The 15594-nt window shown below is 58.7% G+C and carries 15 protein-coding genes; 8 read left to right on the plus strand and 7 right to left on the minus strand.

Annotated features, from left to right (window positions below; genetic code table 11):
- Positions 1-759, plus strand: a complete 759-nt coding sequence (locus tag ACCW71_RS07815; RefSeq protein WP_436370619.1) for a thiazole synthase — start codon at positions 1-3, stop codon at positions 757-759.
- A 9-nt stretch (positions 760-768) separates the two neighbouring features.
- Entirely contained in the window at positions 769-1737 is a 969-nt protein-coding gene (locus tag ACCW71_RS07820) for a ThiF family adenylyltransferase (protein WP_436370620.1), read from the plus strand.
- A 17-nt stretch (positions 1738-1754) separates the two neighbouring features.
- On the opposite strand, the gene ACCW71_RS07825 is transcribed toward ACCW71_RS07820, so the two are convergent.
- Genes ACCW71_RS07825 through ACCW71_RS07835 form a run of 3 tightly spaced genes read right to left on the minus strand, consistent with a single transcriptional unit; the run spans position 1755 to position 3872 of the window.
- Positions 1755-2168 (minus strand): ASCH domain-containing protein, encoded by a 414-nt coding sequence (locus tag ACCW71_RS07825; protein WP_436370621.1) that lies wholly within the window; start codon positions 2166-2168, stop codon positions 1755-1757.
- 10 nt (positions 2169-2178) lie between these two features.
- A complete protein-coding gene (locus ACCW71_RS07830) occupies positions 2179-2958 on the minus strand; it encodes a molybdate ABC transporter permease subunit (protein WP_436370622.1) in 780 nt (259 codons plus the stop codon).
- Positions 2955-3872: an extracellular solute-binding protein gene (locus ACCW71_RS07835; protein WP_436370623.1), complete on the minus strand. Its 918-nt coding sequence runs from the start codon at positions 3870-3872 to the stop codon at positions 2955-2957. The genes ACCW71_RS07830 and ACCW71_RS07835 overlap by 4 nt, the downstream gene beginning before the upstream one ends.
- A 532-nt stretch (positions 3873-4404) precedes the next feature.
- On the opposite strand from ACCW71_RS07835, the gene ACCW71_RS07840 reads away from it, so the two are divergent.
- From ACCW71_RS07840 to ACCW71_RS07865, 6 genes are all read left to right on the plus strand, one after another.
- On the plus strand, positions 4405-4674 hold the full coding sequence (locus ACCW71_RS07840; protein WP_436370624.1) for a hypothetical protein: 270 nt from the start codon (positions 4405-4407) through the stop codon (positions 4672-4674).
- Positions 4675-5142: 468 nt separating this feature from the next.
- Positions 5143-5733 carry a fimbrial protein gene (locus ACCW71_RS07845; RefSeq protein WP_436370625.1) on the plus strand — a complete coding sequence of 197 codons (591 nt, stop codon included), beginning with the start codon at positions 5143-5145 and terminating at the stop codon, positions 5731-5733.
- Positions 5734-5789: 56 nt separating this feature from the next.
- Entirely contained in the window at positions 5790-6461 is a 672-nt protein-coding gene (locus tag ACCW71_RS07850; RefSeq protein WP_436370626.1) for a fimbrial biogenesis chaperone, read from the plus strand.
- Between the two features lie 54 nt (positions 6462-6515).
- The gene (locus ACCW71_RS07855) at positions 6516-9050 is read left to right on the plus strand and encodes a fimbria/pilus outer membrane usher protein (RefSeq protein ID WP_436370627.1); all 2535 of its coding nucleotides are present in this window, start codon (positions 6516-6518) and stop codon (positions 9048-9050) included.
- A 16-nt stretch (positions 9051-9066) separates the two neighbouring features.
- Positions 9067-10170, plus strand: coding sequence for a fimbrial protein (locus tag ACCW71_RS07860; protein WP_436370628.1), 1104 nt, complete (start codon positions 9067-9069; stop codon positions 10168-10170).
- A gap of 111 nt (positions 10171-10281) precedes the next feature.
- Positions 10282-10809 carry a sterol desaturase family protein gene (locus tag ACCW71_RS07865; RefSeq protein ID WP_436370629.1) on the plus strand — a complete coding sequence of 176 codons (528 nt, stop codon included), beginning with the start codon at positions 10282-10284 and terminating at the stop codon, positions 10807-10809.
- Here the strand turns inward: ACCW71_RS07865 and crtB are convergent.
- The 4 genes from crtB to ACCW71_RS07885 are packed head-to-tail and all read right to left on the minus strand — an operon-like array spanning position 10748 to position 15588.
- Positions 10748-11677 carry a 15-cis-phytoene synthase CrtB gene (gene crtB / locus ACCW71_RS07870; RefSeq protein ID WP_436370630.1) on the minus strand — a complete coding sequence of 310 codons (930 nt, stop codon included), beginning with the start codon at positions 11675-11677 and terminating at the stop codon, positions 10748-10750. The genes ACCW71_RS07865 and crtB overlap by 62 nt on opposite strands.
- The gene (locus ACCW71_RS07875) at positions 11674-13152 is read right to left on the minus strand and encodes a phytoene desaturase (RefSeq protein WP_436370631.1); all 1479 of its coding nucleotides are present in this window, start codon (positions 13150-13152) and stop codon (positions 11674-11676) included. The genes crtB and ACCW71_RS07875 overlap by 4 nt, the downstream gene beginning before the upstream one ends.
- Positions 13149-14309, minus strand: a complete 1161-nt coding sequence (gene crtY / locus ACCW71_RS07880; protein ID WP_436370632.1) for a lycopene beta-cyclase CrtY — start codon at positions 14307-14309, stop codon at positions 13149-13151. The genes ACCW71_RS07875 and crtY overlap by 4 nt, the downstream gene beginning before the upstream one ends.
- Positions 14296-15588: a glycosyltransferase gene (locus ACCW71_RS07885; RefSeq protein WP_436370633.1), complete on the minus strand. Its 1293-nt coding sequence runs from the start codon at positions 15586-15588 to the stop codon at positions 14296-14298. The genes crtY and ACCW71_RS07885 overlap by 14 nt, the downstream gene beginning before the upstream one ends.
- Positions 15589-15594 lie beyond the last annotated feature (6 nt).

Here is a 15594-nt window from a genome sequence, read left to right on the forward strand (position 1 = left end):
ATGTTCTATCAGTTTGCCCCGACATCCCGCTTCCTGCTTGGCACCGCTGGCTACCCTTCGCCGGAGATCCTGCAACAGGCGATAGCGCGCTCAGGCGCGGAGATTATTACCGTCAGCCTGCGGCGGGAAGGCAGCGACGGCGGCGCTTTCCGCAACCTGCTGCAACAGCTCAACACGCGAATCCTGCCCAATACCGCTGGCTGTCACACGGTGAAAGAGGCGGTTACCACGGCGCAGATGGCGCGTGAACTGTTCGATACGCCCTGGATCAAGCTGGAGGTGATCGGCCATGCCGACACGCTGCAACCCGATCCTTTTGCGCTGGTCGAAGCCGCCCGCATCCTCTGCGCCGACGGATTCCAGGTGTTTCCCTACACCACGGAAGATCTGATTGTCGGCGAGAAATTACTGGAGGCGGGCTGCGAAGTGCTGATGCCGTGGGGCGCGCCGATCGGCTCCGGCCAGGGATTACGCAACATCGAGGGGCTGCGGGCGATGCGGGCCTGGTTCAAAGATGTGCCGCTGATTATCGATGCCGGTATCGGCGCGCCGTGTCAGGCGGCGCAGGCGATGGAGATGGGCTTTGATGGCGTGCTGCTTAACACCGCCGTGGCGAAAGCCCGCGATCCGGTGCGGATGGCCGGTGCCTTTGCCGGTGCTATCCACGCCGGGCACGAGGCGTTTCAGGCGGGGCTGATGGAGCAGCGTGAGATGGCATTCGCCTCCACCCCGATTTTTGGTCTGGCAGAGTTCAGTTAAGGAGTGGTGATGACACGTTATCAGCGACAAACGATGTTGCCGGAGATTGGTGAAGCGGGACAGCAGCGCCTGAGCCGGTCGCGGGTGCTGGTGGTGGGAGCGGGCGGTCTGAGCGCCACGCTACTGCCGCTGCTGGCCGGGGCTGGCGTCGGCTTTATCCGTCTTTACGATGGCGATTCGGTTGAACTGCACAATCTCCATCGGCAAACCCTGTTTGGCGTTGATGACGTGGGTCAGCCGAAAGCGCTCTGCGCGCAACGTGCGCTGGCGCAACGCAACCCGGAATGCGTGGTTGAGGCGCATCCACACCGGCTGAGCGCCAGCCAACTGCCCGACGCGCTCGCGGGCATCGATCTGGTGGTGGATGCCGCCGATAACTTCGCCATTACCTATCAGCTCTCTGACGAGTGCTATCCGCGTGGACTGCCGCTGATCTGCGCCTCGGTGCTGGGGCGAAAGGGCTATGTGGGGGGCTTCTGCGGCGGTGCGCCGGGCTATCGCGCACTGTTTCCACAGCTGCCCGCGGCGGCGGGAAACTGCAACACCGCCGGAGTCATGGGACCGGCCGTGGCGACGCTGGGGGCGATGCAGGCGCAGATGGCGCTGAGTCAGTTACTGCAACTGACGCCGTCGCCGCTTGGTTGCATGATCCACTGCGATTTTGTTGACTGGCATCTGCGTCAGTTCCGTTTCGATGACGCACCTGAACCGGAAGAGCCGGCCATTCCCTTTATCGATCGGGCGATGCTCACCGCTGAGGATTGCATTGTGGAGCTGCGCTCGCCGGAAGAGGCACCGGAGAGCGTGGCCGAGCGGGTGGAGCGGATCCTGCCGCCGCAGATTGCGGCATGGCAGGCCCCGACCGATCGGCGCATTGTGCTGGTCTGCGCCAGCGGGATGCGTGCGGCGCAGGCGGCGGAGAAGCTGGCTGGCCGGGGAATTACGCGGCTGGCGCTGATGGCCGCCAACACCCTTTAGCCAGCGCAGCGGTCGCTTTACACCACCTCCACGAGCTGAAAGGTCTCGAACACCAGCTCCATTTCAGTGTGGAAATAACCGGCGCTCTGAAAAAAGCGCTGATGCTCCTGCTGCCAGTAGTCGAGGCTGAGATCGCCTTCGCCCTCCAGCATCGCCATCTCTGGCGTCACGCGGTCAAAGCGTGTCAGGAAGAGACCCGTGGTGCGGATCACGCAGACCGGCTGCTGTTGACCGTTCAGGATAATGCTGTATCCGCCCGGTTCAGGTCGGGTTTCCTGCGCCTGCCAGCTGTGCAGCGCGCCACAGCTGGCGACTTTCTTACCCGCAATGATCAGCGTGGCAAGCTGGTTAGCTAACTCAGGGGAGTCGCCAAAGGCATCGGCGGGCGCGCCGGGATATTTTTCCTGTAATTGTTCCAGCGTCATGGCCATCAGCATCTCCTCAGTGAATGGCGTGCTTATGCCGGGCGTAGCGTCGGGTCAGCGCCAGACAGCCCAGCGGCAGCGGTAAGGTAAACAGCAGCAGCAACCACAGCAGGATATAGACCGCATCCACCCCGTCGTTCTGCAAATTGTTGTACAGCTTAACCGGCATCCCCTGCGGAAAATAGGCAAAAATCATCACGATACCGAATTCGCCAATCGCCCGAACCCAGGCCAGCGCCACTGCGGTCGCTAAACCGGGCGCGGCCAGCGGCAGGGCCAGACGCCAGAAACGCTGCCAGGGTGACGCGCCCAGTGTCTGTCCCGCCTCCAGAATCGTCACCGGCACCCCGGCAAAAGCCGATCGTGCGGCCATAACAAAATAGGGCAGTGCGCCATACCACTGCGCCAGCACAAACGCGGCGGGATTATTAACCAGCGCAATACCCACCCGCGCCAGCAGCGAGCCCGCCGGGCTGTAGGGTCCCCAGGCGCTGACCAGCAGAATCCCCATCGCCAGCGGCGGTGTCAGGAGCGGGATCAGCACCAGCGTCTCAGCTATCAGGCAGGCTTTGCCGTGCGCCTGTGACAGCCACCAGGCCAGCGGCAGGCCGCTTACGATCACCAGCAGCAGCGAGACCGCGCCCAGTCCCAGCGAGGTGACAATCGCGTGACTGTCGCCCCAGGCCAGCTGAAAATGACGCCAGTGGGTCAGGCCGATCAGCGTAATAAAAGGGATCGCCAGCATCAGCAGCGCGGGCTGCGACAGCCACATCGCGAGAGCGGACTGGCGTTTCATGGCACCAGATCATCCCCTCTGGCGGCGGCATAGCCATATTGCTGGAACTGTTGTTCTCCCTGCGGGCTGCGCAGAAAATCGATAAACGCCTGGCCGGTTTGCTGACCGTGCGGGGCGTTTTTCAGCACCGCCGCGTAGTAGACCAGTGGCTGGCTATGCAGGGTTTTATCCTGACCCTGACTATCTTTGAGGGTGAAGCTGACGGTGTCATACCACTGTTTCGACTCAGCCGGGTTGCTGAGATTAATGGTGTCCGGCAGCGTCAGATAGGGCAGATGGGCTGAGCGCACTTCGCTTTCATAACCGGCGGCGGCGTCGATCTGCCCACTCTCCAGTCGCGTCAGCAGACCGCCCTCCAGATTCACCTGAGCCGGATTCTGCACGCCACCCATAATCTGATCGGCGATGCCTGGCCGGTGGTAATACTTCTCAGCCAGCAGCAGGGTAAAGACAATATTCTGGCCTTTCGGGTCATTGGCGGGATCGGTGCGGCCAAACTTCAGGCCGGGCGTTGCCAGCAGGTCCAGCCAGCCGCTGTCGTGGGTGTCAGCCGCGGCAAACCGGGCGGCATATCGACCTTTGGGATTATAGGCAATGACCATACTGGTGCTGGCGACCGGAACGGCACGGTCGATCAAACCCGCCTGCTTAAGAATATGCATCGGGCCAGGCGTGATTGACACAAAGACATCCGCCGTCAGCTTTTTGCTGGCCAGCAGCCGGGCCATACCGTAGGCACCCTGGCCCTGTCCCTGATAATTGCCGCCCTGCTGACGGGCAAATGCCGGACCGAGACCCTCGTCCATCACTTTGCCCATAGACCCGGCGTAGGTGACATGAATATCGCTGCCAGCCAGCGCCGAAATGGTGACGCCTAATCCCAGCGCCAGTGCTGCAAATTGAAATTTACGCATAATTATTCTCGTTATATAAAAGAGTAGATAGCGATTATCGAAACTCTCGCGGGTGCGGGCAAGCGGGAAATCATTGCGAAATATGGCCAGCCGGGGGGCAGGGGTTCTGGTGTGAGGCGGCCGGGGCTGCGACTGTTTTATGAAAAGCGCGCACCGAATCGCACCAGTCAGGTTTTTAAAAGTCATTCACTGTTTCAGGGCCACGCGAGAATAGATAGCCTTCACAGGCTGCGCGGAGCGGAACGGCTGGCCGGTTAACCCCGCTTCGCTTCAGCACCGCAGTCAGCGAATAACCGGTTGTTATTGGTATAAAAATCAGCAATCAGTCTCTCTTTCCTCCTATAACAGGCGACAGGCAGGGCCAGATCTGGCTAAACTCAACGGCTTTAAGATTCTTAACAGGTGGTCCGGCAGAAGGATAAAGAAGCCGCTATAGTTATCAGCAGATTTATTTTTCATCAGGCTGAAGCCATTTTGCCTTTACTCTGCTGGTGATCAGCCCGGAGCCGATAAGCGTTAAAAGAGGTTAATTTTGTATACAGATCTCACCTGGAAAACTCTCCATCAGATTATTAACCAGACGATTTCTGACATGCTGGATGAACAGCAGACCATTAACGTGTTATCGCTACGCGCCCGGCTGCGCGAATTGGCTGAAAAGGAGGAGGATGAGGTGATGCTGCTCTGTTACTGGCAGGCAAGCAAAATCCTGATGCGTCTGCCCCCGACCGTCACTGCCAGTCAGTTGATGACCGCGGCGCGTCACGCCTTTCGCACTCCGCTGAGCTTCGACCAGCTATAAACAGAGATACATTGCGTGCCAGCCTTAACGCCGTCCGCGAAACGGGGATTGCCGCGTTAATTTTTCACCCTGCATCTGGCTGCAACCGCGAAACTTCTTTAATAAAGCCGCCTGTCTCTTCTTATTTTTTACCTGCAAGAAAAGTATATTCTATTTTGGGAATGATAATATTCAATGTGTGAATATATTGTTTGCTTAAGTTAAAAGTAAACGCCTGGTAAACCACTGGCCTTTTTTTTGCAGGGTCAGACCCCGTCACACCGTTGATTCACGACAAAATAACTAACAATAACGCTCAGTGAATTAATAATGCGCCATCTCGTTTAACTTCTATATATGAAGCAGGTAATAATATGCAGCCTCGATAACAGCCCTGGGTTGTTATATTGCCGCATTTCTTAAATGTCGTTCTACCTATCAGGTGGTTAATTTCAGCCACACTGCATGCATTGAAAAGAGACAGAGTTAATGAATATCAAAAAACATATTCTGCCAGTCGCGCTGGCGGGGCTTATGGCTTCAGGAAGCGCCTTCGCCACGGCTGTTGACGGTGCTTCACCAATGGATACAAACCCAGGCTCAACAGCGGGAACGCAGGGTGCAGGTGGCGAAATAAAATTCACCGGTTCAATTACGGATGTTTCCTGCAACGTCTCTGAAGCCAGTAAGACTCAGAGCGTGGATTTAGGAAAGTGGGCGAAATCTTATTTTGAAAGCCGCACTGAAACCACCGAAACGCCGTTCACCATTTCCGTTTCGGATTGCCCTGAATCCGTTAGCAACGTGGCGGTACTATTCGATGGCGATAAAGATGCAGGCGACAGCACCCTGCTGAAAGTGGACAGCGGTGGCGCAACCGGCGTAGGGATCAAGCTCTACGAAGCTGACCGCAGCACCCAGGTGGCTATCGGTTCCATCTCCGAAGCGGTGAAAGTGACTGATACGGACAACGGCGGCATTGCGGATCTGAATTTCTACGCCGCCTATAAAAGTGATGGCGCAGCGATTACTACCGGTGCCGCAAATGCAGTTTCTAACTTTGTGATGGTTTATAACTGATTCATAGCAGGGGCAACCCTGCTTTTATTTTCGAAACATCAATAGCGTAACTCACTATGTTCAGGGTAATAAGACTTATTTCACTCCTCTCAGCCGCGATGCTGAGCGTCACTGCCCATGCCGGTATTGTCATGGGTGGCACACGGATTATTTTCGTCGAAGGGAAAAAGGAAGCCTCACTCTCTGTGACCAATCAGGATAAAAATATTCCCTATCTGGTGGAGTCATGGATAGAGAATTTCGACCAGAATAATCATGCCCGCGTGCCGTTTATTGTCACGCCTCCGCTGTTCCGGCTGGACGCGGGAAAAGAGAGCCAGCTAAGAATTAATTATCTCGGTATGGCGCTGCCTGAAGATCGGGAATCGGTATTCTGGCTCAACGTAAAATCTATCTCACCCACGCCACGTGATAAAAATAATCAGCTTCAGGTCAATATCAAATCAAAATTTAAGCTTTTTTATCGCCCTAAAGGATTAGCGGGAAATCCGGCTGACGCCTGGCAGCAGATCACCTTCCACCACGAAGGCAATCAGCTGGTGGGACACAACCCAACGCCTTACTTTGTCTCCTTTTACTCGCTCAGCGTGAATCATCACCCCATCAATGACCCAGGCATGATCGCGCCTGGCGAAGATCGTCACTGGAACGTCGCGCAGACAGGGGCGGTGAGCTGGTCAGCCATTACCGACTACGGCGGCGTGACCAAAGAAAAAACGCGCGGATAGTTCGGTTTTCGTCATTTGATTCTCGATTTTTAGCTGGTTGCCGGGGCATTAAACGTGAAAGTGACTCACTACTCTCAGACAGGAAAAACAAGGGAGATAAAGCCGTTCTATCTCTTTCCCTGGCTGGCAGGAGTACCCGGTCTGGCGCTGCTGATCTTATGTCCGTTGAGAGTGGCGCGTGCGGATGACTATTTTAATCCGGCGGCGCTGGAATTTTCTTCCGACCAGCACAACGCGGCCGATCTGCACTATTTTGCTCGTGAGGGCGGACAGCAGCCCGGCAGCTATCATGTGACCCTGCTGCTGAACAATCAGGTGGTTGATAGCCGCGATATTACCTTTGTCGCGGGCAAAGCGGGGCTGATCCCCCAGCTCACCGTGGCTCAGCTGGCTGCGTTAGGCGTAAACGTGCAGGCCTTCGCCGCTTTTGCCCATCTGCATCAGGATGAGGCGATTGGTGAAATCGGCGATTACATCCCGGATGCCTCCACCGACTTTGATTTTGCCCAGCAGCAGCTGAATATCTCGATTCCGCAGATCGCCCTGACCCTGAAAGATCGCAATTATGTTGATCCCGCCCGCTGGGATGAAGGGGTCGCGGCCGCTTTTGTGAACTACAACCTGACCGGCACCCAGACCCGCAGTGACAGTGACCGCTGGAGTACCACGCTGCTGAGTCTGCACAGCGGAGCCAATCTCGGTGCCTGGCGGCTGCGCAACAGTGCTAGCTGGCGCTACGATCTGATCAGCCACTGGCAGTCACAGACCACCTATTTAGAGCGGGACCTGAAGGCGCTGAAAAGCCAGTTTCGCATGGGGGATACCTACACCTCCGGGGATGTGTTTGACAGCGTGCAGTTTCGCGGCCTCCAGCTGAACTCTGATGAAACCATGCTGCCTGAGAGTCAGCGCGGCTTTGCACCGGTGATCCACGGTATCGCCCACAGCAACGCGCGCGTTACCGTAAGCCAGCATGGTTATGTGATCTATGAAACCGTGGTCGCGCCCGGTGCGTTTGAGATCAAAGATCTCTATCCCACCGCCCAGAGCGGCGACCTGGAAGTCACTATCAAAGAGAGTGATGGTTCGGTGCGCAGCTTTACTCAGCCTTACGCCGCGGTGCCTTTTATGCTGCGTCAGGGGCACCTGAAGTACAGCCTCAGCGCCGGTCGCTATCACTACGCCAGCGAAAACACCCCGCGCTCGCCGGAATTTGTCCAGTCGATGCTGTTTTATGGCCTGCCGCGGGATTTCACCGCCCTGGGTGGGGTGCAGCTGGCGCAGAACTACCACGCTTTCGCCGTCGGCATCGGTAAAAGTCTGGGCGACCTGGGTTCGCTGGGCGGCGATGTCACCCTGGCAAAAACCGTGCTGCCGCAGGGGGGAAGCCGCAGTGGTCACTCAGTGCGCGCCCAGTACCAGAAGAATTTCGCCTCCACCAATACCACTTTCAGCATGGCGAGCTATCGCTACTCCTCCAGTGGTTTCTATACCTTCAGTGAAGCCAACGCGATGACCGCCATAGCCAGCGACGTCACCAACAAACGCAGCCGTTCAGAGATCTCATTCGCCCAGGGGATCGGCGATTATGGCAGCCTCAGCGCCTCCGCCTATGTGCAACGCTACTGGCGTTCGAACCGCGAGGATCGCACCCTGCACCTGGGCTTTTACAGCAGCGTCAAAGGGATCACCTGGGGTGTCGGCTATTTTTACACCGACTCCAGCAGCGCCAGTAAAGCCGATCGCGCGGTCTCCTTCAATATCTCGATCCCGCTCAACGCCCTGCTGCCAGACAGCTCTGTCAGCTACAGCATGAACGCCGGTCACAGCGGCGATGTCTCGCAGCAGGTAAGTCTGTCAGGCAGTGCGCTGGAAGATAATAATCTGCACTACAGCCTGCAACAGGGTCATGACAGCCAGGGCAAAAACCTCAACAGCAATGGTTCACTGGACTATCGCGGCAGCCAGGGCAGCGTCAACGTCGGCGTCAGTCACGACCGCCACAGCAGCCAGTTTAACTACGGTCTGGCGGGCGGCATTGTGGCGCACGCCCACGGTATTACGCTGAGTCAGCCGCTGGGCGATACCTTTGCCATTGTCCGGGTGCCAGGCGCCGCCAATGTCGGCATCCAGAGCAACAGCAAGGTGGTCACTGACAGCCGGGGCTATGCCATTGTGCCTTCGCTGTCGCCCTACCATGAAAATAACATTGAACTGGCCACCGACACCCTGCCCGACAACGTCGATGTCGAGCTGGATGGACAGACGGCGATTCCGACCCGTGGCGCGATTGTCATGACCGACTACGCCACCCACGTCGGTAATCGGGTGCTCTTTACCCTGAGCTATCAGGGTGCGTTTCCGCCGTTTGGCGCCGCCGCGCAGATCGCTGCGCAGAGCGGTGACAGCAACACCAGCGGCATTGTGGCCGAAAACGGTGAACTCTACCTGAGCGGCGTGCCGGCAGAGGGCGTGGTGGTAGTGAAGTGGCAGGAAGAGGGTGAACAGAAAAGCTGTCGCGCCCCGTTCCGCCTGCCCGCTGCCTCGTCAGTTAATCCGGTCAGAATGATCGCCGCCCGCTGTCAGTAACCCACAGGAATTTATGATGAAATCTCTATCGTGTGTAATGAAAGGGCTGCTGCTCAGCCTGGCGACACTCTGCTGTCTGCCCGCGCTGGCGCAGGAGAACTGCCAGGGCGTCAGCCAGATGGTGGTTCAGGTCAGTGATGTGAACTACCTGCCGGGCGCGACCGATGGCACGCCTATCTCGGCGCAGATGCCGATGCAAAGCAGCAACGCTTTTACCTGTAATAAAAATCAGGGTGAGGCGGGCTACAACTATAAAGATCTGGGGTTTGAGATCGACGCGGAAGAGTCGGGCCTGCAAACCACAATGACAGGCGGTCACAATACCCCGATCTACCAGGTGCCCGGCGTCAACGGTGTTGGCTTTGCCATTGGCTTTAAAGAACCGACCTATTGCAGTTCCTTTACCGACTCCAGCGGCAAAGGAAAAACCAGTTCAATCTGTAACTCCCGTATCAATCCGCAGTTAAGTTCGGCCAACACCATGACGCTCCAGTCCTATGTGGTGTTTTACAAAATTCCCTCGCAGCAGTCACCGCTTAACCCCGGCGATCAACCGGCCAGTATCGGCGAGACCACCATTGGTTCAACCAGTTTAAAAGTGGGTGACAGCGAGGCCAGCAGTCAGTTTATCAATGACCGACCGCAGATTGCCTTCTCCAGCTTTACGGTACGACGCGGCAGCTGTGCGGTGGTCACTTCCCAGTCGGCGATCAGTGTCGACATGGGAACGGTGAGCAAAAGCGAGTTCAGTGGCGTCGGCAGCCGGGCCGGTAGCGAGAAAGCCTTTCAGATCCAGGTCCAGTGCGATAACAACGCGGCGGTCAGAGTCGGTTTCTTTGGCATGGCGACGGCCGGTGATAAAGACGCGATCGCGCTGACGCCGCAGAGTAACTCCGCCACAGGCGTCGGCATCGCCCTGACCTATGGCGCGGGTTTGCAGGTGGCGGAAGGGCAGCGGGTGCCGCTGAATACCCCGACCGATCAGCTGCCGGTGCTGACCTCAATTTCCGCCAATCAGACGGCCTCGATAGGGTTTAACGCGCAGTATATTCAGACCGACGGGCAGGTCGGGGCAGGCAAAGCGGACGGTAACGTCACCTTTAATCTGGTCTATAACTAGGTGCGACGCGCCATGCGCTGAGTCCCGACACAGCGGGCCCGCTGTTTTCTCCAATCTCTGTTAAAATTGAACCTCTGCACCACTTAGCAGGCTGCACGTTCGGGAGAAACTATGTTGTGGATTTGGAATGCCCTGATTGTTCTGGTCACCGTGATCGGTATGGAGATAACGGCTGCGCTGGCGCACAAATATATTATGCATGGCTGGGGCTGGGGCTGGCATCTGTCACATCATGAACCGCACAAAGGCTGGTTTGAGGTTAACGACCTCTATGCCGCGGTGTTTGCCTGCTTGTCGATTTTGCTTATTTATCTTGGCAGCGTCGGCGTCTGGCCGTTGCAGTGGATTGGCGCAGGCATGACGCTCTACGGGCTGCTCTATTTTATGGTCCACGATGGTTTGGTGCATCAGCGCTGGCCATTCCGCTATATCCCGCGTCGCGGCTATTTGCGCCGCCTCTATATGGCGCACCGGATGCATCACGCGGTACGCGGCAAAGAGGGGTGTGTCTCCTTTGGTTTTCTCTATGCGCCGCCGCTGTCAAAGTTGCAGGCGACGCTGCGCGAGCGCCACGGTGCTAAATCGGCCGCTGCCAGAGGTGAGCGGGGCGGGGAGCATGACGTGTCAGCCGGGAAGTGATCGCCTGGCCGGATGCGGCCACCAGCAGCGCCAGCTTCTCCGGCGTGCTGGTGGACTGACGCCGATCCCAGGCCTGCGGACCGGCATCCACTACCTTCATACCAATTTTACGGTACACCTGCTGCGCGGTGGCAATCGCCCACGCTGAGCGCAGCGGTAAGCCGGGCAGCCCGGCGGAGGCTGAACGGTAGTAAGGTTCAGCCGTTTCAACCAGCCGACGGGCGACGCGGCTCAGAGCCGGGCGATGCTGCGGTGCGGCCAGATTATCGCGGCTCAGCCCCTCCGCCGCCAGCCACTCCGCGGGCAGATAACAGCGTCCCGTTTCAGCATCCTCCACAATGTCGCGCGCAATGTTAGTGAGCTGAAAGGCCAGACCCAGATCGCAGGCGCGATCCAGGGTGGCGTTATCGCGTACTCCCATAATCTGCGCCATCATCAGGCCGACTACGCCCGCCACGTGATAGCAGTAGCGCAGCGTATCATCCAGCGTCTGATAGCGCGTTTCACGCACGTCCATGGCGAAACCCGCCAGATGATCAAAAGCGTAGGCGGGCAGGATGTCGTGAGCCATCGCCACCTCCTGAAAGGCGGCAAACGCGGGCTCATGCATCTGCGAACCGGCGTAGGCCTGACGGGTTTTGATCTCCAGCTGGGCCAGTCGCTGTTCAGCTGACTGCGCTGAGGGCGTCTCATTACTGAAACCCAGCACCTGATCGTCAATCACATCATCGCAGTGGCGACACCAGGAGTAGAGCATCAGCACGCTGCGTCGGGTTTTGGCATCAAACAGTTTCGACGCGGTGGCAAAGCTCTTTGACCCCACCTCCATGGTCTCAACCGCATGATCGAGCAGTGACGGACTATTCAAGCCAGGTCCTCCAGCATTAAGCCTGCGGTGGCTTTGGCCGAACCGATAACCCCCGGAATGCCCGCGCCGGGATGGGTGCCCGCGCCGACCAGATAGAGGTTATCAATATGCTTGTCGCGGTTGTGTGGCCGGAACCAGGCGCTCTGAGTCAGAATCGGTTCCACTGAGAAAGCCGAGCCCTGGTACGCATTCAGCTCATCGCGGAAATCAAACGGGGTAAAGATGCGATGCGTCACCAACTGGCTGCGCAGGCCGGGCATGTAGTGCTGCTCAAGGTAGTCGAAAATGCGATCGCGCAGGCGCGGTCCCTCTACCGCCCAGTCAATACTGGCGGTGCCGAGATGCGGCACCGGAGCCAGCACGTAGTAACTGCCGCAGCCTTCCGGGGCCAGCGAAGGGTCGGTGACGCAGGGCGCATGCAGATAGAGGGAGAAGTCGTCGGCCAGGCCGTCATGGTTAAAAATTTCATCAATCAGCTCGCGGTAGCGCGGCCCGAAGCAGACCGTGTGGTGCGCCAGCTGATCGTGGTGGTGATTGAGGCCAAAGTAGATCACAAACAGCGAGTTACTCATACGCTTGTTCTGAAGCGAGCGTCCCTGCGCCGCGGAGGCGGGATGCCGGGCCAGCAGATCACGATAGGTGTGGACCACATCGGCGTTCGAGGCGACGGCGTTGGTCGGCAGTACGCGGCCATCCTCCAGCTCGACGGCGGTGATTTTGTTATCGTGGGTCTCCAGCCGGGCAACTCTGGCGTTCAGCTCCACTTCGCCGCCCAGATCCTCAAACAGCTTCACCATCCCCTGCACCAGCGCGCCGGTGCCGCCGCGCGGGAACCAGACCCCCCATTCCCGCTCCAGCGCATGGATCAGGGTGTAGATTGACGAGGTTGCGAACGGATTGCCGCCCACCAGCAACGAGTGGAAAGAGAACGCCTGACGCAGATGCTCATCTTCGATGTAGCTGGCCACCTTGCTGTAGACGCTGCGCCACGCCTGCAATTTTGCCAGCTGAGGGGCGGCGCGCAGCATGTCGCGGAAAGATAAAAACGGCACGGTGCCGAGCTTCAGGTAGCCTTCGGCAAACACCGCGCGGGAGTAAGCCAGAAAGCGCCGATAGCCTTCGACATCGCGCGGGTTAAACGCCGCGATCTGCGCTTCAAGCGCGGGCTGATCGTTGTCATAGCTGAAGACTTTGCCCGACTCCCAACAAAGACGATAAAAGGGCCGCACCGGCAGCAGCTCCACATAATCGGAGAGGTTTTTGCCCGCCAGGGTGAACAGCTCTTCGATGGCGCTGGGATCGGTAATCACTGTCGGACCGGCATCAAAGGTGAAGCCCTGATCCTGATAAACGTAAGCCCGGCCGCCCGGTTTGTCGCGCTGCTCCAGCAGTCGGGTGGGCGTGCCTGCCGCCTGAAGGCGGATCGCCAGCGCCAGGCCACCAAAGCCTGCGCCAATTACCGTAGTTCTTTTCATTGCATCGCCTGTTGACGGTGAGGAGTCATAACAGCCTGTAACGCCGCCAGTACGGGAACCGGCGGCTTGCCGCTTAAAATGCGCAGCCGATCAGGCAAAGTGAGTTTTCCCGCATAGAAGCGGGCGATCAGGCCCTCTGGCAGACCATAAAAGCGCTGCATCACCTGCCAGCGCTGGTCAGCCGGACCGGCCAGAAACAGCATCCGGTTTAACATGCGGAAGAAACGCTGCTGCTGCCAGCTCTGGCTGGCAAAGCGCTGAATCGTGGCGTGCAGCGTTTCAGAGGTAAAAGTGTTCATCTCTGCCAGCCGATCGGCCAGCGCCACCGCCAGCGGCAGCGAGTAACCGGTGGTGGGATGAAACAGTCCGGCGCGCAATCCGCTGCACGGCAGGGCGCGGTTCTGCCAGAAGCGGTCCACGTCACCGGTCAGGGTAATCGGCAGCGCGCCCTGCTCCTCGCGCAGCAGTCGCGCCAGCTGCCAGCCCTGCTGTGCCGCGTAGTCGTGGATATTCTGGCGGGCGCGATCGCCCTCCAGCGTGGCGTGATCAATGTAGTGGGTATCTTCAATCAGCAGGGTATCGGCCGAGAACGGCAGGCTGTAGACAAAACGGTAGCCCGCCTGCTGATCAACGGTGGCATCCATGATGATCGGCATCGTCAGGCCGTGCGGCTGACTCAGCTGCCACTCCTGACCGACAAAAGATTGAAAGCCCATGCGCAGCGCCGCATCCGGCTGGTAGCCACGGCCATCAATGATGGCATCCGCTTCCAGCACGCGGCCATCGGCCAGCGTGACTGAACGTGAGGCGAGGCTCGCGACCCTGGTGTTCAGCAGCAGGTGCGGTTCAAACTGCGCGCGTATCACCTGGCCGAAACGTTCAGCGGTGACACAAAAGTAGCCGCTGTTCAGGCTGCGGGTACGCTGCGGAAAACGCACCTGATACCCGGGCCAGTGATGCACCACCAGCGGGGCGATCCAGCGGTGCTGCGCCTCGGTGAGATCCTCGGCATGAAACGACCAGGTATGATGGGCGCCGGGTTCACTCTCCGCCTCGATCAGCAGAATGCGCAGTGACGGCTGCTGCTGGCGCAGGCGCAGGGCGATAAGCCCGTTAGCCAGACCCGCCCCCACCAGAATCAGATCATACTGCGACATACTCTCTCCCTGTGACCACCGGCTGGCGGGTCCGCATCGCCTGCTCAACAATGTCCGCCGCCAGCGGCGTGCCACCCGCCTGACGCAGCGCTGTGCGCAGGGTCAGCATCTGCTGCTGGTAGAGCGGATCGGTGAGCAGGGTAGTTAACTGCCGCGCCATTGAATGGCTGGTGGTAAAGCGGGACGCCCGGCGTCCCACGCCGTGATAGATCACCCTGGCAGCGACGCCCGGCTGATCAAACGCCAGCGGGATAGTCAGCAGCGGCGTCAGATGGTTAATCGCATCCAGTACCGTGTTCATTCCGCCGTGGGTGATGGCCAGATCGGCCTGCGCCAGCGCTGCGGCCTGATCGGCAAAGTCGACCACCTGCACATGGCTGGCCTGCGCCAGCTTTTCCGCCTGAAACGGCGACAGTCGGCCGCAATGGGCCAGCAGCAGCTGAGCGTCAATCTCCTGACAGGCGCGGACAATGGTTTTAAACAGGCCATAGCGATGACCTTGCAAGGTGCCGAGCGAGGCAAAAATGCGAGGCCGGTCGCCGTGCGGAAAGTAACCTGGCTGCGGCGCAGCCGTTTTTTCTTCGGCACGCAGCGGGCCGACCGCATGAAAATGGTCCGGCAGCGCCTGACGGGGAAAATCGAATTCGGGGATTAGCTGGCTGATCTGCGCCAGCGGTGAAAAGCAGTGATGCAGCTTTTCACGCGGCGTCAGCCCCATCGCATGGGCGTGACGGGCAATGACCCGGTCGTGACGCCGCATCAGCCAGTCATAGATTTTTTCACTGGCGCGATAGCGTTCCCTGGCCTGATCGCTTTGGGCATAGTCAAACGGCATCACCGCCAGCGGAAAATCGGCTTCGCGGTTCAGCGGCAGCGCACAGGCAACCGAGACATAGGGGAGATCCAGCGCTTCCGCCGCCAGCGCACCGGCCGGCTCCATCTGATCGACAATCACGCCATCGATCGCCAGGGTTTGCAGCACCACCGGCAGTTCGCGGCAGAGCATATCGCTGCTGCGGGCCATCTCGTTGATCAGTTTCAGCATCGACGGCCCGAGCGGATGTGCCGCCAGTTGCAGGGTATGCGCCAGGCTGCCCGCCGGATGCGAGGCCAGGCCAACCGGAAAGAAGCCGATGCGACGGTCGGCGAGTAACGCACTGACGTCACTCTGCTGGATAAAGGTCACGCGGTGTCCGCGTGCCATCAGGTCCTGGCTAAGATGCTGTAACGCCTGCACATGGCTGTAGAAGGGCGGTGCAATCACCGCAAAGTGGCTCATGCGGCA

Source organism: Pantoea sp. C2G6 (assembly GCF_051336815.1).
Taxonomy (GTDB): domain Bacteria; phylum Pseudomonadota; class Gammaproteobacteria; order Enterobacterales; family Enterobacteriaceae; genus Pantoea.

Coding starts and splice junctions, on each gene's coding strand:
- ACCW71_RS07815 (WP_436370619.1), top strand. CDS start 1: ATGTTCTATCAGTTTGCCCCGACATCCCGCTTCCTGCTTGGCACCGCT.
- ACCW71_RS07860 (WP_436370628.1), top strand. CDS start 9,067: ATGAAATCTCTATCGTGTGTAATGAAAGGGCTGCTGCTCAGCCTGGCG.
- ACCW71_RS07845 (WP_436370625.1), top strand. CDS start 5,143: ATGAATATCAAAAAACATATTCTGCCAGTCGCGCTGGCGGGGCTTATG.
- crtY (WP_436370632.1), bottom strand. CDS start 14,309: ATGTCGCAGTATGATCTGATTCTGGTGGGGGCGGGTCTGGCTAACGGG.
- ACCW71_RS07830 (WP_436370622.1), bottom strand. CDS start 2,958: ATGAAACGCCAGTCCGCTCTCGCGATGTGGCTGTCGCAGCCCGCGCTG.
- ACCW71_RS07825 (WP_436370621.1), bottom strand. CDS start 2,168: ATGGCCATGACGCTGGAACAATTACAGGAAAAATATCCCGGCGCGCCC.
- ACCW71_RS07875 (WP_436370631.1), bottom strand. CDS start 13,152: ATGAAAAGAACTACGGTAATTGGCGCAGGCTTTGGTGGCCTGGCGCTG.
- ACCW71_RS07885 (WP_436370633.1), bottom strand. CDS start 15,588: ATGAGCCACTTTGCGGTGATTGCACCGCCCTTCTACAGCCATGTGCAG.
- ACCW71_RS07865 (WP_436370629.1), top strand. CDS start 10,282: ATGTTGTGGATTTGGAATGCCCTGATTGTTCTGGTCACCGTGATCGGT.
- ACCW71_RS07820 (WP_436370620.1), top strand. CDS start 769: ATGACACGTTATCAGCGACAAACGATGTTGCCGGAGATTGGTGAAGCG.
- ACCW71_RS07850 (WP_436370626.1), top strand. CDS start 5,790: ATGTTCAGGGTAATAAGACTTATTTCACTCCTCTCAGCCGCGATGCTG.
- ACCW71_RS07835 (WP_436370623.1), bottom strand. CDS start 3,872: ATGCGTAAATTTCAATTTGCAGCACTGGCGCTGGGATTAGGCGTCACC.